This window comes from Pantoea sp. X-Soil-OKNW-556, assembly GCF_059730695.1.
Genome location: NZ_AP035990.1, coordinates 1,218,267 through 1,243,056 on the forward strand (window position 1 = coordinate 1,218,267; position 24,790 = coordinate 1,243,056).

The 24,790-nt window shown below is 54.1% G+C and carries 27 protein-coding genes; 11 read left to right on the forward strand and 16 right to left on the reverse strand.

Going from position 1 to position 24,790, the window contains the following annotated elements; genetic code table 11:
- Positions 1-12 precede the first annotated feature (12 nt).
- Both AC6I8T_RS05475 and AC6I8T_RS05480 read right to left on the reverse strand, forming a co-directional pair.
- Complete coding sequence (locus AC6I8T_RS05475) at positions 13-1,095, reverse strand: malate/lactate/ureidoglycolate dehydrogenase (protein WP_208725006.1); 1,083 nt, start codon at positions 1,093-1,095, stop codon at positions 13-15.
- Between the two features lie 106 nt (positions 1,096-1,201).
- The gene (locus AC6I8T_RS05480; RefSeq protein WP_021182353.1) at positions 1,202-1,447 is read right to left on the reverse strand and encodes a hypothetical protein; all 246 of its coding nucleotides are present in this window, start codon (positions 1,445-1,447) and stop codon (positions 1,202-1,204) included.
- A 259-nt stretch (positions 1,448-1,706) separates the two neighbouring features.
- Here AC6I8T_RS05480 and AC6I8T_RS05485 point away from each other — a divergent pair, with 259 nt between their 5' ends.
- The 4 genes from AC6I8T_RS05485 to AC6I8T_RS05500 all read left to right on the forward strand — a co-directional run bounded on the left by AC6I8T_RS05485 (position 1,707) and on the right by AC6I8T_RS05500 (position 4,124).
- Entirely contained in the window at positions 1,707-1,790 is an 84-nt protein-coding gene (locus tag AC6I8T_RS05485) for a small membrane protein YohP (RefSeq protein ID WP_017346848.1), read from the forward strand.
- Positions 1,791-2,417: 627 nt separating this feature from the next.
- Positions 2,418-2,990: a lipid IV(A) palmitoyltransferase PagP gene (gene pagP, locus AC6I8T_RS05490; RefSeq protein WP_369758259.1), complete on the forward strand. Its 573-nt coding sequence runs from the start codon at positions 2,418-2,420 to the stop codon at positions 2,988-2,990.
- A 150-nt stretch (positions 2,991-3,140) separates the two neighbouring features.
- Complete coding sequence (cspE, locus tag AC6I8T_RS05495) at positions 3,141-3,350, forward strand: transcription antiterminator/RNA stability regulator CspE (protein WP_006118399.1); 210 nt, start codon at positions 3,141-3,143, stop codon at positions 3,348-3,350.
- A gap of 348 nt (positions 3,351-3,698) precedes the next feature.
- Positions 3,699-4,124 carry a GNAT family N-acetyltransferase gene (locus AC6I8T_RS05500; RefSeq protein ID WP_021182355.1) on the forward strand — a complete coding sequence of 142 codons (426 nt, stop codon included), beginning with the start codon at positions 3,699-3,701 and terminating at the stop codon, positions 4,122-4,124.
- Here the strand turns inward: AC6I8T_RS05500 and AC6I8T_RS05505 are convergent.
- On the reverse strand, positions 4,108-5,463 hold the full coding sequence (locus AC6I8T_RS05505; RefSeq protein ID WP_021182356.1) for an aminotransferase-like domain-containing protein: 1,356 nt from the start codon (positions 5,461-5,463) through the stop codon (positions 4,108-4,110). The genes AC6I8T_RS05500 and AC6I8T_RS05505 overlap by 17 nt on opposite strands.
- Positions 5,464-5,591: 128 nt before the next feature.
- On the opposite strand from AC6I8T_RS05505, the gene AC6I8T_RS05510 reads away from it, so the two are divergent.
- From AC6I8T_RS05510 to tatE, 6 genes are all read left to right on the forward strand, one after another.
- Complete coding sequence (locus tag AC6I8T_RS05510) at positions 5,592-6,551, forward strand: ABC transporter substrate-binding protein (RefSeq protein ID WP_021182357.1); 960 nt, start codon at positions 5,592-5,594, stop codon at positions 6,549-6,551.
- A 2-nt stretch (positions 6,552-6,553) separates the two neighbouring features.
- Positions 6,554-7,348, forward strand: a complete 795-nt coding sequence (locus AC6I8T_RS05515; protein WP_208725498.1) for a deaminated glutathione amidase — start codon at positions 6,554-6,556, stop codon at positions 7,346-7,348.
- Positions 7,349-7,368: 20 nt separating this feature from the next.
- Complete coding sequence (locus tag AC6I8T_RS05520) at positions 7,369-8,256, forward strand: ABC transporter substrate-binding protein (RefSeq protein WP_021182358.1); 888 nt, start codon at positions 7,369-7,371, stop codon at positions 8,254-8,256.
- On the forward strand, positions 8,253-9,212 hold the full coding sequence (locus AC6I8T_RS05525; protein WP_036624417.1) for an amino acid ABC transporter permease: 960 nt from the start codon (positions 8,253-8,255) through the stop codon (positions 9,210-9,212). Before AC6I8T_RS05520 ends, AC6I8T_RS05525 begins: the two co-directional genes overlap by 4 nt.
- A complete protein-coding gene (locus AC6I8T_RS05530; RefSeq protein WP_021182360.1) occupies positions 9,209-9,979 on the forward strand; it encodes an amino acid ABC transporter ATP-binding protein in 771 nt (256 codons plus the stop codon). The genes AC6I8T_RS05525 and AC6I8T_RS05530 overlap by 4 nt, the downstream gene beginning before the upstream one ends.
- Positions 9,980-10,173: 194 nt before the next feature.
- Positions 10,174-10,377: a twin-arginine translocase subunit TatE gene (gene tatE / locus AC6I8T_RS05535; protein ID WP_021182361.1), complete on the forward strand. Its 204-nt coding sequence runs from the start codon at positions 10,174-10,176 to the stop codon at positions 10,375-10,377.
- A 101-nt stretch (positions 10,378-10,478) separates the two neighbouring features.
- Here tatE and lipA read toward each other — a convergent pair whose 3' ends face one another.
- From lipA to leuS, 13 genes are all read right to left on the reverse strand, one after another.
- The gene (lipA, locus tag AC6I8T_RS05540) at positions 10,479-11,444 is read right to left on the reverse strand and encodes a lipoyl synthase (protein ID WP_021182362.1); all 966 of its coding nucleotides are present in this window, start codon (positions 11,442-11,444) and stop codon (positions 10,479-10,481) included.
- A 176-nt stretch (positions 11,445-11,620) separates the two neighbouring features.
- The gene (gene lipB / locus AC6I8T_RS05545; RefSeq protein ID WP_021182363.1) at positions 11,621-12,274 is read right to left on the reverse strand and encodes a lipoyl(octanoyl) transferase LipB; all 654 of its coding nucleotides are present in this window, start codon (positions 12,272-12,274) and stop codon (positions 11,621-11,623) included.
- A gap of 69 nt (positions 12,275-12,343) precedes the next feature.
- Positions 12,344-12,607, reverse strand: a complete 264-nt coding sequence (gene ybeD, locus AC6I8T_RS05550; protein ID WP_013508247.1) for a DUF493 family protein YbeD — start codon at positions 12,605-12,607, stop codon at positions 12,344-12,346.
- Positions 12,608-12,700: 93 nt separating this feature from the next.
- Positions 12,701-13,912, reverse strand: a complete 1,212-nt coding sequence (gene dacA, locus AC6I8T_RS05555; RefSeq protein ID WP_021182364.1) for a D-alanyl-D-alanine carboxypeptidase DacA — start codon at positions 13,910-13,912, stop codon at positions 12,701-12,703.
- A gap of 127 nt (positions 13,913-14,039) precedes the next feature.
- Positions 14,040-15,131 carry an endolytic peptidoglycan transglycosylase RlpA gene (rlpA, locus tag AC6I8T_RS05560; RefSeq protein ID WP_497833582.1) on the reverse strand — a complete coding sequence of 364 codons (1,092 nt, stop codon included), beginning with the start codon at positions 15,129-15,131 and terminating at the stop codon, positions 14,040-14,042.
- Between the two features lie 10 nt (positions 15,132-15,141).
- Positions 15,142-16,254, reverse strand: a complete 1,113-nt coding sequence (gene mrdB, locus AC6I8T_RS05565; protein ID WP_036624753.1) for a peptidoglycan glycosyltransferase MrdB — start codon at positions 16,252-16,254, stop codon at positions 15,142-15,144.
- 8 nt (positions 16,255-16,262) lie between these two features.
- Complete coding sequence (gene mrdA / locus AC6I8T_RS05570; protein WP_021182367.1) at positions 16,263-18,167, reverse strand: peptidoglycan DD-transpeptidase MrdA; 1,905 nt, start codon at positions 18,165-18,167, stop codon at positions 16,263-16,265.
- A 33-nt stretch (positions 18,168-18,200) separates the two neighbouring features.
- Entirely contained in the window at positions 18,201-18,671 is a 471-nt protein-coding gene (gene rlmH, locus AC6I8T_RS05575; protein WP_013508252.1) for a 23S rRNA (pseudouridine(1915)-N(3))-methyltransferase RlmH, read from the reverse strand.
- Between the two features lie 3 nt (positions 18,672-18,674).
- The gene (gene rsfS / locus AC6I8T_RS05580) at positions 18,675-18,992 is read right to left on the reverse strand and encodes a ribosome silencing factor (RefSeq protein ID WP_036624423.1); all 318 of its coding nucleotides are present in this window, start codon (positions 18,990-18,992) and stop codon (positions 18,675-18,677) included.
- Between the two features lie 201 nt (positions 18,993-19,193).
- Positions 19,194-19,838: a nicotinate-nucleotide adenylyltransferase gene (gene nadD / locus AC6I8T_RS05585; RefSeq protein WP_208725007.1), complete on the reverse strand. Its 645-nt coding sequence runs from the start codon at positions 19,836-19,838 to the stop codon at positions 19,194-19,196.
- Positions 19,831-20,862 (reverse strand): DNA polymerase III subunit delta, encoded by a 1,032-nt coding sequence (gene holA / locus AC6I8T_RS05590; protein ID WP_497833583.1) that lies wholly within the window; start codon positions 20,860-20,862, stop codon positions 19,831-19,833. Before holA ends, nadD begins: the two co-directional genes overlap by 8 nt.
- Positions 20,859-21,455: an LPS assembly lipoprotein LptE gene (lptE, locus tag AC6I8T_RS05595; protein WP_021182372.1), complete on the reverse strand. Its 597-nt coding sequence runs from the start codon at positions 21,453-21,455 to the stop codon at positions 20,859-20,861. The genes holA and lptE overlap by 4 nt, the downstream gene beginning before the upstream one ends.
- A 14-nt stretch (positions 21,456-21,469) precedes the next feature.
- Positions 21,470-24,052, reverse strand: a complete 2,583-nt coding sequence (leuS, locus tag AC6I8T_RS05600; protein WP_497833584.1) for a leucine--tRNA ligase — start codon at positions 24,050-24,052, stop codon at positions 21,470-21,472.
- 214 nt (positions 24,053-24,266) lie between these two features.
- On the opposite strand from leuS, the gene AC6I8T_RS05605 reads away from it, so the two are divergent.
- A complete protein-coding gene (locus tag AC6I8T_RS05605) occupies positions 24,267-24,749 on the forward strand; it encodes a zinc ribbon-containing protein (protein WP_208725010.1) in 483 nt (160 codons plus the stop codon).
- The last annotated feature ends 41 nt before the right edge of the window (positions 24,750-24,790 follow it).

Below are 24,790 nucleotides of genomic sequence, written 5' to 3' on the forward strand. Positions count from 1 at the left end.
GCGTGGGGCGGCCTACTGCGCCAGGGCGCGGAACGCCGCCAGCTCATCTTCAGGCATACCTGCCTGCAATGCCGCCTGGCAAATTTTTTCCCAACTGTTGCTGTCGAGCGGAATGCCGTCGCGCTCACGTTCCAGACGATTACTCTCTTCCCATTCGCCCGGCACCTGAATCGGGGCATCGCCACTTTGTGGTGAGCGTTTCACCCAATTGAGGAAAGCCTCCGCTTCCTGCTGCATCGCCGGGGCATCGAAGGCTTCCGGGTTGACGATGATGGTGGTCATGCAGTTGAAGATGGCGTCATGACAGGTCACCAGCGTCTCTTCATGGGTGGTGCGGCCACCAGAGAGCGCACCGCCGAGGATTTCACACATGGTCGCCAGCGCATAGCCTTTATGCAGGCCAAATGGCAGCAGTGAACCATACGGCTCCTGATGCATCACGCCCGGTTCGGTGGTGGCTTTGCCCTGATGATCGATGAGATAGCCTGCGGCTACCTGCTGCTCTTTGTTCCAGGCGACACGGGTTTTACCGAAGGCAATGCCACTGGTGGCGAAATCCAACAGCAATGGTTTGCCATTGCTTCGTGGGAACACGGCGCAGAACGGATTGGTACCGAAACGGCGGTCGCTGCCGTTGAATGGCGCCACCATCGGGTCGCCCGCGACGTTGACGAAGTGAAAAGAGACAAACCCGGCAGCCGCACACTGTTCCGCCCAGTGACCAATACGTCCGATATGGTGTGAATCATGCAGGCCCACAGCAGCGATACCAAATTTACTGGCGCGTTCAATCCCCAATTGCATCGCTTCCCATGCGGCAACCTGACCAAAGCCGTTATGGCCGCTCAAGGTAATGACTGCGCCAACATCCTTTTCGATAGTGGTGTGCTGGTTAAGTTGTAAAAAGCCCTGCGAGAGCGAAACCATATAACTGGGAATCATGCCTACGCCATGCGAATCGTGGCCGGCCAGATTTGCAGCGACCAGATGATCGGCCACCAGTCGTGCTTCGTCGGCGCTGCTGCCAGCATGCAACCAGATAGCCTGCACAAACTGATGAAGAGGGGAAGACGGAATACGATGAAGGGCACTCACGCGGTTGATCTCCTTGAAAAATGGAGACTCCATCCTGCGACGATTGCGTAATAACGGCAAGTGAGGATTATGCAAAGCAAAGGGCCACAAACCGTGGCCCAAAAACTCAGTGCGGTTGTTCAAATCCCGCTTTTACCATTTGATCTCGCAGCGCGCGAGTAATCTCACGGTTACCACCGGTGACAGGATAAATGACATTGTTGACGACATCGTCAAGATAATGCTCTTTAAACTCCTGCATGGTGAGCTGCGTGCCACCTTCATCGTTTATGGCAATGCTGCCACTGATATGATTGCCATAGTCCTTTGCCTTAAGGCTATAACGTCCCATGCTGGTATTTATCGTGCTCATAGAATCTCCTTGTTACTTAGGCAGTGATAACAATTGAGGCCTGCTACAGGCGCTGTAAGTTTAGACAGTGCTGAGGCGGAGAACGAAGCGGCAAACTTAAGAAAAATCTTCAGCTGCGATCCCGGTCGCAGAAATAATCTTCAGGTAAACGAAACGACAGCAAGATGGCGTGACAGGCATCGCACCTGGCAGCAGGGGTAGAATTTTCATCTATACTGGAGTGAGCAGGCGCTATTTATGACGTAACAAGGAGCTGAAAATGAAAATAATCCTGTGGATCATCGCTATCATCTTCATTGTTGGACTCTTGACGATTACTGGCGTGTTTAAATTGATTTTCTGACGCTATCTGGCACCTGCGGGTGCCGCTTCAGACTCAATCTGCATTGGTGAATGCCGCAGGAAAAGTACGAGGTATCGGCAGAACCACATCCCGCAGATTTAGCGGTTTGCGGCAGGCAGCACAGCAGGCTCCGTGATGCTGCTCTCGGGTTAGCTTGGTACCGTTCAATGTATAAAAGAATCGTGCGCATCCACAACGGCTACAACGGATAGTCATCAGCATTCCTCCTCATCTCCTTCCTGGAACCCTGAGATTTATCTCATTCCCCGCATCAGTTCAAACAATAAATTTCGTTAATTTATTTACGTTATCAACAATCAAATTCAGCTTGCTGAAAATTAAGCAATTTTAAGCAATTGCCAACAGGGCAGGAGTGCACATTTTATCAATGGCGATAATGCCGGTTTCGTTTATCTCTTGTTCCAGTTATCTCATCGCATTATCGGTAACATGCCCCTTCATGCGTCTGACCATGCAGACGATCCCTGGATCAATCCAGATAATGCCTGGAGAGTATCAGGTCCATTTTTATTATGCTTTTCAGGTAATAGCATTAATTTTGGGCAGATTTCAGATAAGTGCCTGATGTCTTGCCATCATAAGAATTGTGTTACAGGAATGATTGTTGTGAATCGGTACGTTTCTACAGCCTTTGCCGGCTGTTTTTTGATCGTTGCGGGCGTTTCTTCTGCTCAGGCTGACACCACCACGCAGGCTATCAAGTCTGGCTGGAATACTTTCACTGACAATGTGGCCCAGACATGGTCGCAGCCACAAAACTATGACTTCTACTTGCCTGCCATTACCTGGCATAACCGCTGGACCTATGATCAGGAACATATCGACAGGTACAATGAGCGGCCCTGGGGCGCTGGCGGTGGTATCTCTCGTTGGGATGACAAAGGGAACTGGCATGGCCTCTACCTGATGGCGTTTAAGGACTCATTTAACAAATGGGAACCGATCGGCGGATACGGTTGGGAAGCTACATGGCGTCCTCTGAGGGATGATAATTTTCACTTTGGCGCAGGCTTCACGGCCGGTGTAACGGCCAGGGATAACTGGAACTATATCCCGATTCCGGTTTTGTTGCCGATGGCTTCAGTGGGATATGGGCCTGTTACCTTTCAAATGACTTATATTCCAGGTACTTACAACAATGGAAATGTCTATTTTGCCTGGTTGAGATTTCAGTTCTGACCTGGGAAGACGGATGAAAAGTGTAAAGGCTGACGAAAAAGGCGATATTTATCACTTTTTCATCAATTCGCACTGGACAAATGTCACCGCAATTGCTGTACTAGGCGCCGACACAGTTTAGTGTCCATTTTTCATGTAAAGGTAATATAGATGTCCAAGATCAAAGGTAACGTTAAGTGGTTTAATGAATCTAAAGGATTCGGTTTCATTACTCCTGAAGATGGCAGCAAAGATGTATTCGTACACTTCTCTGCTATCCAGAGCAACGGCTTCAAAACTCTGGCTGAAGGTCAGCGCGTTGAGTTTGAAATCACCGACGGCGCTAAAGGCCCATCTGCTGCTAACGTTATCAGCCTGTAAGTTAACACGCAGAATTCTAAAAACCCGCCTTCTGGCGGGTTTTTTTATGCCTGCCACCAAATAATGGCCCAGGCAATGATGGCGAAACTGCTGATGGTGATTGCCAGCATTTCATCCATTGTACGGGGTATCATACTCTTCATGATTTCTGCCTCCTGTAAGCTCCAGGTCAGGATGGCAAAGCAATATTAACGCATCCTTAAGCCCTGATGACAGGCGCATGATAGGGCACGATCTGCGGGGTAACTCACAGATAATTCTCGTAACATCCCCATAACAATCCTTACTTGCAGCTTTTTTGCTGACAACGCTATATAACAGCTGGAAATGGATTAATGAGGAGGCTGGATGAACATACGTCAGGCACAGGCGAAAGACAGTTTTGCTCTGAGTGCCCTGCTCACTGAACTGGGTTACGCAGGTACGGAAGAGTTTATTGATTCACGTTTAGCACAGCTTTCCAGCCATCCGGATGAAGTCTTGCTGGTGGCGGAGCATGGTACGCAGGTCCTCGGATTTCTCTCGCTTCATTTCATTCCGCAACTGGCGCTGGCCGGCGATTTCGCCCGTATCAGCTACTTTTGTATCGCGGAAGGTGAGCGCAGTAAGGGGAGTGGTCAGCAATTGCTTAACTATGCCGAACAACTGGCGCGTGAGCGCGGCTGCGACCGGATGGAGGTGCACTGCCACGCATCACGCCTGAAAGCTAACCAGTTTTACGCGCGTGAAGGTTATGTCGAATCCCCACGCTATCACATCAAAGATCTGGGTTAAGGTTAATTTCCCGTCCGGATGCAATCACCAGCGCGTCAGCAATACTGTCAAGTTGTTGCAAAGGGAACATGGCAGTGCTGACGCGGATAAATTGTTCGGCATTGATACTGTAACGTTCACCTGGCACGGCGGCGATTCCTCGGGCCGCCAGCGTAATCATGGCATATTGTTCTGACGCTACCGGAATATACAGGCTCAGGCCATCGCGATCGGTCAGCGCCAGCCCGCGTGCCAGCAGGGCGTTCAACAACTGCTGACGACGTTCACGATAGATTGTTTTCGCCTGCGCCACTTGCTGCTGGGTGGTGGTGTCTGTCAGCATCCACGCCACCGCATCCTGCAAAATTCGGCTGGTCCAACTGACGCCGAAGTTACGCCAGGCCTGAATACGCTTCACCAGTTCTGCGGGGGCGGAGAGTACGGCCAGTCGCAAATCCGGGCCATAGGCTTTGGAAAACGAATGCACATGCACCACGCGTTCAGGAAAGTGGAAACCCAGGCTCCACACCGGCCAGCGTGACAGATCACCAATTCCGTCATCCTCAACGATTAGCGTTTTGCTATTGGCTAACACGCGCGCGAGTTCAGCGCTGCGTTGCTGCGTCACGGTATGCCCGGTGGTCGAATGGGTGCGGGGTTGGTAGATAAACATCGCCGGGGATTTATGCAGGTGTGCGGCTAAGGCAGAAGGGATGGGTCCCTGTTCATCGCACGGCAGCGGCAGAATTTCTGCGCCAATGTTGTCCAGCATATCCAGCAAACGGGTTGCGGTGGGATCTTCGAGCACCACCCTGTCGCCAGGCGACAGCAGCGTCTGCACGATGACATTCATGGCATCAAAACCGCCATCCGTCGCCAGCCATGACTCCGCCGGGTAGGGCCAGCGCGGCTTAATCGCTGCCAGCAACTGCGGTGAAATGGCTTCACGATGGTAACTATTCAACTGGGGTGATTGAATGCCTGCCAGCATCGCTGCATGCAGATTCGGCAGCAGCGCCGGATCGGGGGAGGCCATCGCCAAATCTGCCTGAATGTTATCGCCGTAGTTGCCGATTTTCTCAAAACGAATCGGTCGCGGCATCACCGTATTACCGCACACCCAGACGCCGCTACGCCCTTTACCCGCCAGCACTTTTTGTTTTTTTAACTGTGACCAGGCTGCTGAGACTGTCGCCGGGCTCACTCCCAGCAGTTCCGCCAGCTCGCGCACCGCGGGCATTTGCATACCTACGGCAATCTGACCATCGCGAATTAAGGTGGAAGCGGTGAGCGTGATGCCCTTTACCGACGCATCGGTAATTTGCGCGCTGAACCAGTCGATATCTACCGTTTGCGTCATAAGAAAAACCTTTGTTCAGTAACAAAGTATTTATTGTTCAGATTAGTATTCCCGATTTAGTATCAAATTCAAGCACTATTTGCTGAATAACTAAACGCAGCGTGGCTGCACACGGGGAAACGACGAATATGGTAACCATCAGACTGGCGGTTCGTGACTGGGATTACTTCACACCGCTGGCACTCGGCGACATCAAGCCGGAAGGATTTCAGCTGGAAATTGACCGCGTCGGCACGCTGGTTGATAACCTTGGCACCAGCGAAAAATATGACGCGGGTGAAGTCTCGTTCAGCCGTTATGCCCAGGCGCGTGCCAAAGGTGATACCTCGCTGCTTGGTCTGCCCCATTTTCTGATGCGTGGCTTCCGCCAGCGCTGCATCATCACCACGGCGGATAGCCCGATCACGACGCCGGCCCAGCTGAAAGGGAAGAAGATTGGTGTCACCGGCTGGCAGGACTCCGGCAATACCTGGACACGCACCGTACTGCGCGAAGCCGGGGTCGGCATTGATGACGCATACTGGTTTGCGGGCCGTCTGACGGCGGATCATCCGATTGTTGATCGTCTGGCAGGTTTTGGGCGTCCGGGACGCATTGAAGTGGCTCCGGGTGAACGTCCTCTGATTGAACTGCTGAAAGCCGGTGAGCTGGATGCCGTCTTCACCCCCTTTATGCCGGAAGGTTTCTTCCTGCCGGGATCGGGCCTGCGCCAGTTGCAGCCGGATTTCGCCAGCGCCGAGCGTGATTACTTCAACCGTGTGGGCTATGTCCCGGGCATCCATATTCTGGCAATGAAACCGGCGCTGGCAGCGGAACATCCGTGGCTGCCGCAGGCATTGAGTGAGATTATCGATCGTTCGTACCAGCTGTGGATGAAGAAACGCGAGAAATATGCCGACACCACGCCGTGGTTACTGGATGATTTGCGACGTACCGCGCAGGAATTACCGGCCGACTGGAATCAAAACGGATTTACCGCTAACAAAAAGATGATTGCGGATTTCGCCAGTGAGCTGTTCGAACAGGGCTTAACCAAAACATTGCTGACGCCGGAAGCGATTTTCCCGGCGGCGGCTCAGGGGGAGTGATGATGAAAGTTGCGATGGGACAATTTGCGGTCAGCCGCGAATGGCAGGAAAACACCGATATTTGCATTGGTTTGATGAACAAAGCGTTGGCGGGTGGCGCGGATTTGCTGGTGCTGCCGGAAGGTGTGCTGGCGCGTGATATCGCCGACCCGGATCTGGTACTGAAAGCGGCGCAACCGCTGGATGGTCCGTTTGTCACACAACTGCTGGCCGCCAGTAAAGGCAATAATCTGACGACCATGATGAGCGTGCATGTCCCGACTGAAGGACAGAAAGCGCTGAACGTGCTGATTGCTATCCGCAATGGCGAAATCATTGCCGAATACCAAAAACTCCACCTTTACGATGCTTTTGCCATGCAGGAGTCACAACGCGTCAATCCTGGTCATGTCATACCACCGTTGGTTGAGGTTGCCGGTATGAAAGTGGGCCTGATGACCTGTTATGACGTGCGCTTCCCGGAGCTGGCACGCCGCCTGGTGCTGGATGGTGCTGATGTACTGGTGCTGCCCGCAGCCTGGGTGAAAGGGCCACTGAAGGAGATGCATTGGGAGCTGCTGACCACCGCCCGCGCGCTGGAGAATACCTGCTACATGGTAGCGGTAGGCGAATGTGGCCCGCGCAATATCGGTAACAGCCTGGTGATTGACCCACTCGGCGTGGCGATTGCGAAAGCGCCTGAATCAGCGGCATTGGTGTTCGCCGACCTCGATCCACAACGTATCGCTTACGCACGCAGCGTTTTGCCGGTTCTTGAGAACCGCCGTTTTGCCCGACCTGAATTGAATACACACTGACAGCACTGGGAAACTCGAGCATGAAAAAAATCACAACCGCAATCGCGCTGGCTTTAGGGCTGACGGCATCGTTCGCCCAGGCTGCTGACGCTATTCCAAGCCAAAAAGTGGATCAGGCGCTGCATGACCGTCTGCCTGCTGAGATTAAAAGCGCGGGCAAAATGATCGCCGTGAATAACGGATCTTTTCCTCCGTATGAGATCGTCAATGGCCCGCACTCAATGGACGGTGCATCTGCCGATCTTGCCAACGCGCTGGGTCAATTGCTCGGGGTGAAAATCGAACATGCGACCGTCAGCGGCCTGTCTGGCGTGCTGACCGGGATTAACTCTGGTCGTTACCAACTGGCGATTGGTCCGATTGGCGATTACCCGGACCGCCAGGAAAAAGTCGACTTTATCGATTTTGTGCAGGAGTTTGTGGTGTTCGGCGTGCAGAAAGGTAACCCGGCGAAGATCAATGGTCTGGAGGATACCTGCGGCAAGCGTATCGCGGTGATGGCGGCGGGGTCTGCTGAACAGGTGATCCGCAAGCAATCCGATGCCTGTGTGGCGGCGGGTAAACCGGCGGTTGTGGTGCAATCCTTTACCGATCAGCCTTCTTCGATTCTTGCCGTGCGTTCAAAACGTTCTGATGCCTTCTTCTCATCACAGGCACCGCTGACGTACTTCGTTGAGCAGGCGAATGGTCAGTTGGAGTTGTCCGGCAAAGGCCAGAAAAACGGCTTTGGCGATATCTTCCAGGGCACCGTTGTGCCGAAAGGTTCTGAGTTAGGTAACGTGGTGCTGGATGCTTATAAGGAGCTGTTCAGCAACGGGACTTATGCAGCCATCATGAAGAAGTGGAAGCTGGACGGAAACATGTTGCAGGCACCGGGGCGTAACCTGGCGAAAGGGGCGGCAAAATGAGTTTGAACACCAACGATTCGCGAGCCAGGGATAAGGCCGACGTGCAGCAGCGCGACGTGGCTTTTGCCCGCAGCGCGCCCACATATGGACGCTGGGTCTCATGGATTGTGGTGCTGGTGATCGCCTCCAACTTTCTCTGGCTGGTGGCGACCAACCCAAACTTTGAGTGGTCCGTGGTGTTGAAATGGTTCACGGAAGCCTCGGTATTGAAGGGGTTGCAGGTCACGCTTGGACTGACGGTGGTGTCGATGATCCTCGGCACGTTGTTGGGTCTGCTGTTGGCGGTGTGGCGTCTGTCGGAGAACAAACTGTTAAGCGGCATCTCATCGCTCTACATCTGGTTTTTCCGCGGTACGCCGTTGCTGGTGCAATTGATCTTTTGGTACAACCTGTCAACGTTGTTCCCGACGCTGTCGATTACCGTTCCCTGGACCGGTATTACCTTTGCCAGTTGGAACACCAATGATCTGATCACCCCGTTAACCGCAGCGATTGCCGGGCTGGCATTGAACGAAGCGGCCTATATGGCGGAGATCATTCGTGCTGGTTTGCTGTCGGTGGATAACGGCCAGGTGGAAACCACCCAGGCCTTTGGTATGAGCCGGACGCGGGCACTGCGTCGCATCATTATTCCGCAGGCGATGCGTTCCATCATTCCACCGACCGGCAACCAGCTAATCAGCATGATCAAAGCCACCTCGCTGGTGAGCGTGATTGCGATGGGCGATCTGCTTTATTCGGTGCAGGCGGTGTACAACCGTACCTTTGAAATCATTCCGATGCTGATGGTGGCGGTGATTTGGTATCTGATCATCACCTCGATTCTGAATGTCGGTCAGTCGGCGATCGAACGTTACTATGCTCGCGGAACCAAACGCACGGTGGTCGCGCCCAAACGCCGCACACAGGGCGAGGATATCGGTCGTGGTGCCCTGGTGCAGAAGGAGGATGTATGAGTCACGTTCAGCCGCTGGTGCGCGCCCGCAATGTGCAGAAAAGTTATGGTGACAATGAGGTGCTGAAGGGCATCGACCTCGATGTGTTTCCGGGGGAAGTGGTGGTGATCCTCGGGCCGTCGGGTTCGGGTAAATCGACCTTTCTGCGCTGCATTAATCATCTGGAAGATATGAACGCCGGTTCAATCATGGTCGGTGAGGAACAAATTGGCTATGAGCTGAAGAAAGGTATTTTGCATCGCCTGTCGCCACGCAAGATTGCCCACCAGCGCCAGAAGATTGGCATGGTGTTTCAGCAGTTCAATCTTTACCCGCATATGACGGTGTTGCAGAACATCATTGAAGCGCCGATTGGCGTGCACAAGTTTCCGCGTCAGCAAGCGTTACAGCATGCCCGCGAGTTGCTGGCTACCGTGGGGTTAAGTGATAAAGCCGATGCCTGGCCGCGCCATCTGTCGGGTGGTCAGCAACAGCGTGTGGCGATTGCCCGTGCGTTGGCAATCAAACCCGCGCTGATGCTGTTTGATGAACCCACTTCGGCACTTGATCCTGAGCTGGTGGGTGAAGTACTGGCAACCATGCGCACGCTGGCGGATCAGGGGCTGACGATGATTGTCGTCACCCATGAAATTGGCTTTGCTCGTGAAGCCGCTGACCGGGTAGTATTTATGGACGGTGGCGTTGTGGTGGAGCAGGGCAGCCCGGAGCAAGTGATAGGTAATCCGCAGCACCCGCGTACCCAGGCGTTTTTGAGCCGTTTTATCTGATCAAGGATTGGGGACACCCTGTAGCGGTGCGATTTATCGCGCAATATCCGGTGCACGATTTATTGCGCGATAAATCGCGCCGCTACAAATGTGTGCCGTCCTGATCTTAATCTGTTACAGATTGCAGTTGAGCCGCTAAGCTTTCTGCGCGTAAATAACAGTCACCGTTTTTCGCTAAGGTTGAAAGGTTAATTATGGAAGGTATCAGTATTGCCAAACTGCTGATCATCGGTGCTCTCATCGTACTGCTCTTTGGCACCAACAAGTTACGTTCACTGGGTGGCGATCTGGGTTCCGCAATCAAAGGCTTCAAAAAAGCCATGAAAGATGATGAATCCACCGCAACCAAAAGCACTGCTGAAGAAGCACCAGCAGAACGTGTCACCCATAAAGAGTAATCTTTACGGTTAACGTCAATAAGTGTAAAAATTTATTACGTTATAAAAAAACCAGACTGTCGCCAGTCTGGTTTTTTGTTTTGTGTCGCGCCGCGACGAATTTACTTCACTTCCAATCCTTTAGCCTGCATGTCTGCATGGTAAGAGGAGCGCACAAACGGGCCACAGGCCGCGTGGGTGAAGCCCATTGCCATCGCTTCTTCTTTCATCTCATCAAACTCTGCCGGGCTGACATAACGCTGTACTGGCAGGTGGTGACGACTTGGTTGCAGATACTGACCCAGCGTCAGCATGGTGACGCCATGACGACGCAGATCGCGCATCACTTCAATGATTTCTGCATTGGTTTCGCCCAGACCGACCATCAGACCGGATTTGGTCGGCACGTTCGGATGCGCTTCTTTAAACCGTTCCAGCAGCTTGAGTGACCACTCGTAGTTCGCACCCGGACGCACCTGACGGTAGACGCGTGGCACGTTTTCCAGATTGTGGTTGAACACATCCGGTGGGGTGGCGGTAAGGATTTCCAGCGCACGATCCATGCGACCACGGAAATCGGGTACCAGAGTTTCAATCTTAATTGACGGGCTTTTTTCGCGAATGGCACTGATGCAGTCGGCGAAGTGCTGGGCACCGCCATCGCGCAGGTCATCGCGGTCCACTGAGGTGATAACCACATAACGCAGCGCCATATCGGCGATGGTTTGTGCCAGTTTTACCGGCTCGTTGGCATCAGGGGCATTCGGGCGACCATGTGCCACGTCGCAGAACGGGCAGCGACGGGTACAGATAGCCCCAAGGATCATAAAGGTAGCGGTACCGTGGTTAAAACATTCTGCCAGGTTAGGGCAGGACGCCTCTTCACAGACCGAATGCAGGCCATTCTTGCGCATCGCAGCCTTGATGCCCTGAATACGGCTGGAATCCGCAGGAAGTTTGATCTTCATCCACTCCGGCTTACGCAGAATCTCCTCGCGTTCGGTGACCACGGTTTTCACCGGAATCAGCGCCATTTTGTCGGCATCGCGATACTTGACGCCACGTTCCATCTGAATTGGTTTACTCATAAATCTGCAGGTTCCGGTCGGGATTGCGATTTGAAAGCTTCCTCACTCAAACTGAGAACCAGGCTTTCAACTTTATTTGAAAAAATTGCAAAAATTATATCATCTCGCAGCGCGGGAATCAGCCGCTGTGTATGCCGTTAGGTTACAAAATTGTAAATCCGCACTGACGGACAAGGTCAACCCGGCACATCGGCATTTAACCACTCACTTTGTGCAAAACCCGTCAAACGGGCAAAGTGTTGCACCAGGCGCGGTTGCACATCAGCGGTGGTCACGCCGGGCTGAAACTGTCCCAATTGCGCCATGCGCATCCCGGCATAACCACAAGGGTTGATACGCAGGAAGGGGGCCAAATCCATCGCCACATTCAGGGCCAGACCGTGGAAAGAGCACCCCTTACGGATGCGCAAACCGAGCGAACAAATCTTCTCTTCTCCAACGTACACGCCGGGCGCATCGGGGCGGGCGTGCGCGGTGACGCCGTAATCGCCGAGAGTGGCCACCACCGTCTCCTCCAGCGCCGTCACCAACTGGCGAACGCCCAGTTTGCGACGTTTAACATCAATCAGCACATACATCACCTGCTGACCTGGCCCGTGATACGTCACCTGACCACCACGGTCGCTCTGAACCACAGGAATATCGCCGGGCATCAGCAAATGTTCGGCTTTGCCTGCCTGACCCTGAGTAAACACCGGGTTGTGCTCCACCAGCCAGACTTCATCCGGGGTGTCACTGTCGCGTTGATCGGTAAAGCGGTGCATGGCGTCAGAAATGGGTTGCCAGTCGCGCTGACCCAGTTGACGAACAAGAAGCGTATTGGCTGACAAAACGAAGTCCGGTAGAGAAGTGAGAGGAAAAGTATAACGCTGGCAAAGAACCCTTTGCCAGCGTCAGCATTACAACACCATACGTACGATATCGATATTGCCCAGTTCTTCGTACAGGGTTTCAACCTGTTCAATGTGGGTGGCGATGATGGTGATGGAAACGGAGTGATAATTGCCTTTGCTGCTTGGCTTCACATCCGGCTTGTAGTCGCCAGGCGCATGACGCTGCACCACTTCAACCACTTGATCAACCAGCTCCGGTTGCGCCAGACCCATCACTTTATAGGTAAAGGGGGTAGGGAATTCGAGCAGTTCATTCAGTTTGGTTTTCATATTGACTCCGGTGCATAAAAACAGGCTCCCGCCGGGGCGGGAGCAATAATATTAACTTATATAGGGGCAAAGTGGCGTTTTTTCAATCGCGCCTTAGCCGAACCAGTGGTGGAACATCAGTTTGATGTAATCGATGATGCGACTGATGAAACCGCCTTCCTGGACTTCGTTCAGCACCACCAGCGGGCGCTGTTCAATGGTTTTACCATCCAGCTGGAAGTTGATGCTGCCCACCACCTGGTTTTTCTGCAACGGTGCGTGCAGCTCGGTGTTGTTCAGCACGTAGCTGGCTTTCAGATCTTTCATACGGCCACGCGGAATGGTCAGATAAGCATCTTTTTCCACGCCAAGCTGGACGCGATCGCTGTTGCCGAACCATACCGGCTCGGAGGCAAACTCTTTACCGGCCTTCAACGGTGCGACGGTTTCAAAGAAACGGAAGCCCCAGGTCAGCAGCTTTTTGCTTTCGGTTTCACGGCCTTTGTAGGTATGACCTCCCATCACCGCAGAGATCAGACGCATCTGGCCTTCGGTGGCAGATGCCACCAGGTTATAACCCGCCGCATCGGTATGGCCGGTTTTGATGCCGTCAACGTTCAGGCTGGTATCCCACAGCAAGCCGTTACGGTTCAACTGACGGATGTTGTTAAAGGTGAACTCTTTTTCGTGGTAAACCGCGTATTCATCGGGTACGTCACGAATCAGCGCCTGACCAATCAGCGCCATATCGCGGGCTGAGCTGTACTGGCCGTCTGCATCCAGGCCGTGCACGGTCTGGAAGTGGGTGTTTTTCAGACCCAACGCCTGAACGTAGTTGTTCATCAGGTTAACAAACGCATCCTGGCTACCAGCGACATAATCCGCCATCGCCACGCAAGCATCGTTACCGGATTGCAACACAATACCGCGCGTCAGCTGCGAAACCGGTACGCGATCGCCCGGTTTCAGGAACATCAGTGAAGAACCTTTAAACACCGGGTTGCCGGTGGCCCAGGCATCTTTACCCACGGTGACGATGTCATCCTGATGGATTTTGCCTGCTTTTACCGCCTGACCAATGACATAGCTGGTCATCATTTTGGTCAGACTGGCCGGGTCGCGGCGTGCATCGGCGTTCTTCTCGGCCAGCACTTTGCCCGAGTTATAGTCGATCAGCACATAGGCTTCAGCATCAATGTCCGGCACGCCCGGAATCATGGTTTTGAGGTTTACATCATCCGCGAAGGCGGCATGGCTGAGAGAGAGGGCGACCAGTGATCCCACTGTCAGGCGTTTCAGAAAACGAGAAGGTTTCAGCGTATTCATGTTCAGGACTACAACATCCGTGGGTTTAGAGTGAAAAAAGTGCCTTACTATAGCAAACACCTGATCTGGCGGCATCTTGCTTTGCAAAACTGTTGTAACCAGGCATAACTATGCCTGGTGGGTATTATCACATTCCGTTACGGGAAGTGGTGATAAAAGAACTCATTTGTGCTTCGTTGCTCAGACGCTGTTGCAGCGCTGCCGCTTCGGTACGGGTTTTAAAGCCACCCAGTTGCACGCGATAAACGTTACCGTTGGCTTCAACGAAACCCTGTACGCCAAAACGGTGACCCAGGCTGGCGGCTAATTGGTGCGCGCGGGCGGAATCATTGAGGGCGCCGACCTGCACCACATAACTGCCTGCGCTTGCCGGTGCGGATGAGGCCGCTACCGGTGCCGCGGCAGCAGGGGCTGGGGTCGGTGTTGCGACCGTCGGTTGCGGTTCGCTGCCTTCCAGCACGCCACTGGCTAGTGGCTGAGGTGCGCCAAGGAAACCGTTACTGTGAACGGGCGCACCCATGTTGTCACTGCTTTGCAGGGTGTTGTTATCGACCGCACGGACATCCTGCGCGGGCGGTGCGCTGACTGCGCTGGTGCTTCCGCCCATCATCACCGTACCGCCACCCAATTCTGGGCGAGCGGGCAAGGCGTAGCTCTGCTTCGCTACCGTCGTGCCGATGGTGCCAGGACCGGACAGCGTGCCATCCGGTGCGACATTGATATAGTCAACGCGAACGCGGGTATTGTTCGAGATGTTCAGACGGTCAGCGGCGGTGCGTGACAAGTCGATAATGCGCCCTGGGGTATATGGCCCGCGATCATTGACGCGCACGACGATTTGGCGACCATTCGCCAGGTTAGTAACACGTACGTAGCTTGGCAGTGGCAGGGTTGGATGCGCGGCGGTCATGGCATCAGGATCAAAAGTTTCACCGATCGCAGTCCGATTGCCTTTGGCTTCATCACCGTAGGAGGTGGCTAAACCAACTTCGCTGAAGTTAGCGGGGTTTTTAACGATACGATAGCTTTTGCCATTGACGCTGTAATCCTGACTGGTCGACGGATTAATCGGTTCATAGCGTGGTTCCACCCCAGGAATTTCAACCACCGGGCCATTGTAGGCCGGTTGTGGTGGGGCGGTATTCTGCGGTTCCTCCTGGGAGGAACAGGCAGCCAATACCAATGATGCCAGAGCAATCCCAAGCCAGTCCTTACGCATGTGCAGCCTCTTAAACGCTTTTAGATAACATTTTTCGATGAGTATGGATCGACATCACAATGCCAAATCCGGCCATTAATACAATCAATGCCGATCCGCCGTAGCTGACCAGGGGCAGCGGTACGCCAACCACCGGTAAGATACCACTAACCATACCAATGTTAACGAAAACATAAACGAATAAAATCAACATCAAACCACCAGCCATCACGCGACCAAAAGTGGTTTGTGCCCGCGCAGCGATAACTAATCCGCGCATAATCAGCAGCAAATAAAGCACCAGCAGGACCAATACGCCAACCAGCCCCAATTCTTCAGCCAGGACGGCAAAAATAAAGTCGGTATGGCGTTCCGGTAAAAACTCCAGCTGTGACTGGGTGCCATGCAACCAGCCTTTACCGCGCAGTCCACCGGAGCCGATGGCAATTTTGGACTGGATAATATGGTAACCGGCCCCCAGGGGATCGCTTTCCGGATTGAGCAACATCATCACGCGTGCGCGCTGATAATCATGCATCAGGAAGAACCACAGCACCGGGATGAAGGCTGCCACCAGTACAACGGCGACGCCAATCAATTTCCAGCTCATGCCCGACAGGAACAACACGAACAAACCAGAAGCCGCGACCAGAATTGAGGTGCCGAGGTCCGGTTGCGCCGCGACCAGCAGCGTCGGGGCGAAAATCAGGATCAGAGCGATACCGGTATTCTTCAGGGTTGGGGGACACACATCGCGGTTGATAAAGCGTGCCACCATCAACGGCACCGCGATTTTGGCGATCTCCGAGGGCTGAAAGCGTACCACACCCAGATCCAACCAGCGTTGTGCCCCTTTACTGATCTGTCCAAAGGCATCCACCGCAATCAGCAAGATGACGCAAACAATATAGAGATAGGGTGCCCAACTCTCGTAAACGCGGGGGGGGACCTGGGCCAGCACAATCATGATCACCAGCCCCATGACAATCTGGCCGATTTTACGCTCCATCATGCCCGGGTCCTGACCACTGGCACTCCAGATAACGATGGCGCTGTAAGTCAGCAAGCCGAGGATCACCAGCATAAAAAGCGGGTCAATATGGATGCGCATCCAGATTGATCTTTTCTGCGGGCTATCATTCATGGACATTGTTAATCACCTTCATAACCAGGTGGCGTCGGCGCTGCTTCTGGCAGCACCGTATTGTTATCGCCTAACATAATGTGGTCGAGAATCTGGCGCATCACCGAACCGACAGCCGGGCCTGCGCCGCCATTCTCCAGAATCATGGTGACGGCTACGCGCGGTTTATCGTAAGGGGCAAAGGCGGCCATCAGTTTGTGATCGCGCAGATGCTCAGCAATTTTGTGTGCGTTATAGGTTTCGTTCGCTTTCAGACCGAAAACCTGCGCCGTACCGGATTTAGCCGCAATCTTATACGGCGCGTCGGCAAAACTTTTATGCGCAGTGCCGTTTGGGCGATTGGCTACGCCAAACATCCCATCTTTAGCAATCTCCCAGTAGCCGGAGTGAATATCACCAATCGGCTCATCCGGGGCCTGGCGATACGGCACCATAGTGTGGCCTTCACGGGTGGCACGCAGCAGATGCGGCACTTTGATCACACCATCGTTAATCAGAATCATCAGTGCTTTGTTCATCTGCACCGGCGTTGCGGTCCAGTAACCCTGACCAATGCCGACCGGGATAGTATCGCCCTGATACCAGGGTTTCTTAAAGCGCTTCAGCTTCCAATCTCGTGTCGGCATGTTACCGGGACTTTCCTGCGGCAGGTCAATACCGGTGCGATGGCCGTAGCCAAATTTGGTCATCCACTCTGACAGGCGATCGATGCCCATATCATAGGCGACCTGATAGAAGAAGGTATCGGCGGACTCTTCCAGCGCTTTGGTGACGTTAAGACGCCCGTGTCCCCATTTTTTCCAGTCACGATAGCGCTTTTCCGAACCCGGCAACTGCCACCAGCCGGGGTCAAACAGGCTGGTATTGCGATTGATCACCCCGGCGCTGAGCGCCGAAACCGCGACATAGGGTTTCACCGTTGAGGCTGGCGGATAAGCGGCCTGTAACGCGCGGTTGTACAGCGGGCGGTTTTCGTCATTAAGCAATGACTTGTAATCTGCGCTGGAGATGCCTTCAACAAACAGGTTCGGGTCATAGCTTGGCGTTGAAACCAGCGCCAGCAGTTCACCAGTACGTGGATCGCTGACCACAACTGCCGCTCGGCTCCCGGCCAGCAGCGTTTCGATGTACTGCTGCAATTTCAGGTCAATGGTGAGGTAGATATCTCGCCCGGCCTGCGGCGATTGTTCATGCAACTGGCGAATCACACGCCCACGGTTATTGACTTCAACTTCTTCATAGCCGGTGGTGCCGTGCAATACGTCTTCGTAATAGTTCTCGATACCTAACTTGCCTATATCGTGGGTAGCGGCATAGTTCGGCCATTTGCCTTCCTGATCGAGGCGGGCAACATCGCGGTCGTTAATTTTTGAAACATAACCGACGACATGGGTGAGCGTCTGACCATAGGGATAGTAACGGCGCTGATAGCCTTTTACTTCTACGCCAGGAAAACGATATTGGTTAACGGCAAAGCGGGCCACCTGCACATCACTGAGCGCAGTTTTTACCGGGATCGAGGTAAAACGACGTGACCGTTTCCGCTCTTTCTCAAAAGCATCGAGATCGTCATCGGTGAGGTCGAGTATCGGTCGCAGATCCTGCAACGTTTGCTTCAGGTTATCGACTTTTTCCGGCACCAGTTCAGCCTGATAAATGGTGCGGTTCAGTGCCAGGGGAACACCGTTACGATCGAAAATAATGCCGCGACTCGGTGCGACCGGTACCAACTTGATCCGGTTGTCATTGGAACGGGTACTGTAATCGGCAAAACGCAAAATTTGCAGGTGGTACAAATTGACCACCAAAATGCCTGAAAGCAGGAAGATGCCGAAAAAGGCGACTAAAGCACGTCGGACAAACAGTTTTTGTTCGGCTGTGTAATCGCGAAAGGCGTTGGTTTGTAATTTCATCCGCTGTGTTTAATATCCGGTGTGGCCTGGTGTTTATTCACGATGATAAGGATGATTGGCGGTAATGCTCCAGGCTCGGTACAAGCTTTCAGCCACCAGCACACGCACCAACGGATGCGGCAGCGTCAGTGCCGACAACGACCAGCTCTGCTCTGCCGCGGCCTTACAGGCCGGTGCCAAACCTTCTGGCCCGCCAATCAACAGGCTGACATCGCGCCCATCCTGTTTCCAGCGTTCCAGCTGTTGTGCCAGCTGTGGGGTTTCCCACGGCTGTCCGGGTATATCCAGGGTCACAATACGGTTGCCTTTCCCTACGGCAGCCAACATCGCTTCACCTTCTTTTTCCAGAATGCGTTTGATGTCGGCATTTTTGCCGCGTTTGCCTGCTGTCACTTCTGTCAGTTCCAGCGGCATATCTTTCGGGAAACGGCGCAGATACTCGGTAAATCCGGTCTGAACCCAGTCGGGCATTTTGGTCCCGACGGCCACAAGCTGCAGTTTCACCGCTTAGCTCCAGAGCTTTTCCAGCTCATACAGCTGGCGGCTCTCTTCCTGCATAACATGCACAATCACGTCGCCGAGATCGACAACCACCCAATCGGCGGCGGCTTTCCCTTCCACGCCTAATGGCGCCAGCCCGGCAGCGCGTGACTCCTGCATCACATGGTCAGCGATGGAGGTCACATGGCGGGTTGACGTGCCTGTGCAGATAATCATGCAATCGGTGATGCTGGATTTGCCCTGAACGTCGAGTGCGACGATGTCCTGGCCTTTGAGATCATCAATCTTATCAATAACGAATTCTTGGAGTGCTTTACCTTGCAAAAGGTTCCCCTCAAAACAGGTGATTACGGGCAGGCTGAATGCCCTGGAAACGCAGCCAAAATATGAAGCGGCGCAGTATAGCATGTCGCGATCGGTCGGCGAAATATAGATATATTCCGCCCATCTTTCAGGTTGTCGGAAGATACGTGGCGAATATTCTCCCGGCCCAGACAGGGCGGGAATGCCCGGCATCAACCTGAATTATTCAAGGTATAAGCCAGCACGATCGATATAGTTGATGACCGATGCAGGCAATAAATCCGTACAGGAAACGCCCAGATGACGGCGTTGCCGAATTTCTGTGGCTGAAATGTCGAAAAGCGGCGTATCGGCCAGCCAGATATGGCCAGCCGGAAGACGATGCAGTTGTTGCACATCGCGGGCGAGATGCTGATCCAGCCACTGTTGCATCTCAGGGGTGTCCATCTGCGTCGGATAGCCAGGACGCTTGCACACCAGCAAATGACACAGCGACAACAAGTCCTGCCAGCGGTGCCATTTGGATAACGTTAGCAGAGAATCCTGACCGATGATAAATCCGAGAGGCTGCTGCGCTCCGCGTTCCGCACGTAATGCTTCCAGCGTTGCCACTGTCCATGACGGTGTGTCGCGTTCCAGTTCGCGCGTATCAATGTCAAACAAGGGTCGGTCAGCGATTGCACAGCGTAACATTTCAACACGTTGCCGGGCGCTGGCTTGTGGTTGTGGGCGATGGGGGGGAACATTGTTCGGCAGCAGGGTGACTTTTTTCAGGCCGATCTGCTGCGCCAGCGCTTCAACCGGATGCAGATGCCCAAAGTGGATCGGATCAAAGGTGCCGCCAAACAGGGCATAAAGTTCAGACATCAGCAAAACTCATCGGGAAATCGCGGTGACACAGCAGCAGGGATAAGGTTTCCAGCTGCGGCCACAGATTTTGACCGTAATCCTGTTTCATCGACAGCTCAATCTCCGCCAGCAGATGAATAGCACGTTGCAGACGGCGCGCATCCAGCCGTTGTAACGCCTCCATAAACAACGCCCGCCGATTCTGCCAGATACGCTGTTGATCCATCAGGGTACGCAACGCTTGTTGCGCCTGATGGCGTTGCAAATGCAGCAACGTCAGCAGATCACGTTGCAGGCTGCGCAGCAGGATCACCACTTCGCTGTCTTCTTTCTCCAGCTGATGCAGGATGTGCAGGGCGCGTTTACTTTTGCCAGCCAGCAGCGCATCTACCCAGTGAAACGGGGTAAAGTGTGCGGCATCGTTCACTGCTTCTTCCACGCGAGGCAGCGTCAGCTTGCCATCCGGCCATAATAACGACAGCCGTTCCAGTGCCTGCGCCAGTGCCAGCAGATTGCCTTCATAACAGTAGCAAAGCAGTTGGATGGCGGCGTCGTCCACCTGAAGCTTCATCGCTTTAGCGCGATTCATCACCCAACGCGGCAACTGGGCCTGCTCGGGCGTCTGGCAGGGCACCAGCACTGCCTGAGCGCTCAGGGCTTTAAGCCAGGCGCTGTTTTCCTGCGCTTTAGTCAGTTTTGCCATACGCAGCACCAGCAAAATATCGCTGTGCAACAGGCTGGCAAGTTTGACCAACTGTTCGGCCATCGCCGCATTCGGGCCATTATCCGGGAACAGCAGAGTTAAAGTCTGGCGTTGGGTAAACAGGCTGAGTGACTGACAGCTGGCGAACAAATCGTCCCAACTGGTGTGCGCATCCAGCGCCACGCTGAAATGCTCTTCAAATCCCTGAGTCGTCGACGCCGCTCGAATGGCGTCGGCGCTCTCCTGAATCAGCAGCGGTTCATTGCCGGTGAGAAAATAACAGGCGCGCAGCCCCTCACGGAGCTGCGCGCTGAGTTGTTCAGGATAGATCCTGATCATTGCAGACTGGTAGCTGACGAGGAGGGCACTTCCGGTGATTCTCCAGGGACAATGACCTCAGGTTCTGGCAGCGTGTCTTTTTGGCTTTCCTGTGCGGCATGCACCACCAGCAGCTTACGTACCAGTTGCTCGGCTGCACGTTGACGCATCTCCTGCACGATCTTGTCCTGCTCGGCATCCTTCGCCAGTGCGGCATTCGGGTTGTCGAAGAACGAACGATACACCGTGGTGCTGATCGGGTAGATCCCTTTGCCTGGCAGCAATACCTGCGCGGTGACGGTCATCACCAGCGAGTATTCCGCGGTGGTCCCGCTAATGAACACCGATGCGGTATCACGGCCCTGGCGTTCTGCACCCAGACGCAGCGTCGGAATAGTGGCGCGTGCATCTTTGGTGTCATCAACAATGCGCACATTATTCAGACGCAACTGCTGACGAACGGTTCGAGCCAGTGGACCATAGGGATCGCCGGTAGAGACGATCAACGTTTTCATTTCCGCAGGTATTTGTGTCGTACCACGCGGATGAAAACCACAGCCAGCGGTGATCATCACCGCCAGCAGGACAAACAGCCTGATAATCAGTTGTCGCACAGTTCCTCCTGAACTTAACCCACGACCAGGTTAAGCAGTTTGCCGGGGACATAAATCACTTTACGAATGGTGACGCCTTCCAGATATTTCGCCACCAGATGCTCCTGCGCGGCACGCGCCTGCACCTGCTCCTGGGTGGCATCGGGCGCAACGGTGATTTTGCCGCGCACTTTGCCGTTAACCTGAACCACCACCAGCAGTGAGTCTTCAACCATAGCTGCTTCGTCAGCGACCGGCCAGCTGGCGTCGTCGATAGTCCCTTCACCGCCCAGCGCTTCCCACAGGGCATAGCTGGTGTGCGGTGTGAACGGGTACAGCAGACGCGTGACAGCCACCAGCGCTTCCTGCAACAGGGCGCGATCCTGATCGCTCTCCTGCGGTGCGCGGATCAGCTTGTTCATCAGCTCCATGATCGCTGCAATCGCGGTGTTGAAGGTCTGACGACGGCCAATATCATCCGCCACTTTGGCGATGGTTTTGTGCAGATCGCGACGCAGCGCTTTCTGATCGTCGTTCAGGCTGTTCACATCCAGCGCAACGGTGGCACCTTTTGCGACGTGATCCCAGGCCAGTTTCCAGACACGTTTCAGGAAGCGGTTTGCGCCTTCCACGCCTGATTCCTGCCACTCCAGTGTCATTTCTGCCGGGGAAGCAAACATCATAAACAGACGTACGGTATCTGCACCGTAACGTTCTACCATCAACTGCGGGTCGATACCGTTGTTTTTCGACTTCGACATTTTGCTCATGCCAGCGTAAATCACTTCGCGGCCCTGATTGTCGATAGCTTTTACGATGCGACCTTTCTCATCGCGCTCGACGTTGACGTCAACCGGAGAAACCCAGTTACGCTCGCCGTTGGCACCCACGTAGTAGAAGGCATCTGCCAGCACCATGCCCTGACACAGCAGGCGTTTGGCTGGCTCGTCAGAGTTCACCAGGCCCGCATCACGCAGCAGCTTGTGATAGAAGCGGAAGTACATCAGGTGCATGATGGCGTGTTCGATACCGCCAACATACTGATCGACCGGCAGCCAGTAGTTCGCAGCAGCCGGGTCCAGCATACCTTCGTTGTAGTTGGCACAGGTGTAACGCGCGTAGTACCAGGATGACTCCATGAAGGTGTCAAAAGTATCGGTTTCACGCAGCGCAGGTTGGCCGTTTACGGTGGTTTTCGCCCACTCAGGATCCGCTTTGATTGGGCTGGTGATGCCGTCCATCACTACGTCTTCTGGCAGGATCACCGGCAATTGATCTTCCGGGGTTGGCATCACGGTGCCATCTTCCAGCGTGACCATCGGGATCGGCGCACCCCAGTAACGCTGACGGGAAACACCCCAGTCGCGCAGACGGTAGTTAACTTTGCGCACGCCAACGCCTTTGGCGGTCAGCGCATCAGCGATGGCGTTGAAGCCTGCCTGATGGTCGAGCCCGTCATATTCGCCGGAGTTAAACAGCGTGCCTTTTTCGGTCATCGCGGCTGCACTCAGGTCGGGTGCCGTACCATCGAGGTTCAGAATGACCGGTTTGATTGACAGGTCATATTTGGTGGCAAATTCCCAGTCGCGCTGGTCATGACCCGGAACTGCCATCACCGCACCGGTGCCGTACTCCATCAGGACGAAGTTGGCGACCCACACCGGGATCTCTTCGCCGGTCAGCGGATGGATGGCATGCAGGCCGGTGGCCATACCTTTTTTCTCCATCGTCGCCATATCGGCTTCTGCCACTTTGGTGTTGCGGCATTCGTCAATGAAGTCCACCAGCGCCGGGTTGCTGGTTGCAGCCTGCTGCGCCAAAGGATGTCCTGCGGCAACGGCTACGTAAGTCGCCCCCATAAAAGTGTCAGGGCGGGTGGTGTAGACCGTCACTTTTTCGTCGCTGTTGGCAACGTTGAAAGTGATCTCCACGCCTTCAGAGCGGCCAATCCAGTTGCGCTGCATGGTTTTGACCTGTTCCGGCCAATCTTCCAGCTTGTCGAGGTCGTTCAGCAGTTCTTCAGCGTAGTCAGTGATTTTGACAAACCATTGTGGAATCTCTTTACGCTCCACTTTGGTGTCACAGCGCCAGCAGCAGCCGTCAATGACCTGCTCGTTCGCCAGAACGGTCTGGTCATTTGGGCACCAGTTGACCGCCGAGGTCTTCTTATAAACCAGGCCTTTTTCGTACAGCTTGGTGAAGAACCATTGTTCCCAGCGATAATATTCCGGCTGGCAGGTTGCCAGTTCACGGCTCCAGTCATAACCAAAACCCAGCAGTTTGAGCTGCTTTTTCATGTACTGGATGTTGTCGTACGTCCAGGGGGCAGGGGCGGTGTTATTTTTGACTGCCGCACCTTCGGCGGGCAGACCAAATGCATCCCAGCCAATGGGTTGCAGCACGTTTTTGCCCAGCATACGCTGATAACGGGCAATCACATCACCGATGGTGTAGTTACGCACATGGCCCATGTGCAGGCGGCCGGAAGGATAGGGCAGCATAGAGAGGCAGTAGTATTTCTCTTTGCCTTCCTGCTCGGTCACTTTAAAGGTTTCATTTTCGTCCCAGTGCTGCTGGACGCGGGATTCTATCTCTTCCGGGCGGTATTGCTCTTGCATGGCTGCCTGTGGTCCTTAATGAATATCGCTCTAAGCGTACTTTTAGATCCGCATAGCATACCCATAAGGCTGCCCCTCAACAACACTTCGCGCCTTTGCCCGCGCGATTTCTACTGAATGCGCCGCCACATTCACCCTTTTGTGATTTCCTCAACGCGTGGACTTGCCAGTGACTAAACTTAATCAGGGCATTCGCAGCAGAAAGGAGAACAAAATGAATAACGTGGCGCAGGTCTATCGTGCGACGGTAGCGGCATTAACCCAACGGCTGGAGCGTGGCGAGCGTGATATTGAGGCGCTGGTTGCCAGTGCACGTCTGCGTCTGCTGGCGCAGCAGGATTTGACGTCGGCAGAGGTCGATGAAGTGATGCGTGCAGTACGGCGGGATCTCCAGGAGTTCGCACTCAGCTATGAGGAGTCATCCGATGCAGTGGGTGACTCGGTCTTTATGCGTGTTATCCGTGAGAGCATCTGGAAGGAATTGGCTGATATCACCGATAAGAGCCAACTGGAGTGGCGCGAAGTGTTTCAGGATCTGCGTCATCATGGCGTCTATCAAAGCGGCGAAGTGGTGGGGCTGGGGAATCTGGTATGCGAGAAGTGTCATTTCACCCGCGCCATTTATACCCCGGAGACCTTAACCCGTTGCCCGGAATGCGGCCACGATCAGTTCCAGCGCCAGCCATTTGAACCCTGATCCTATTTCGTCGCGGCGCGATTTATCGCGCCACGACGGGT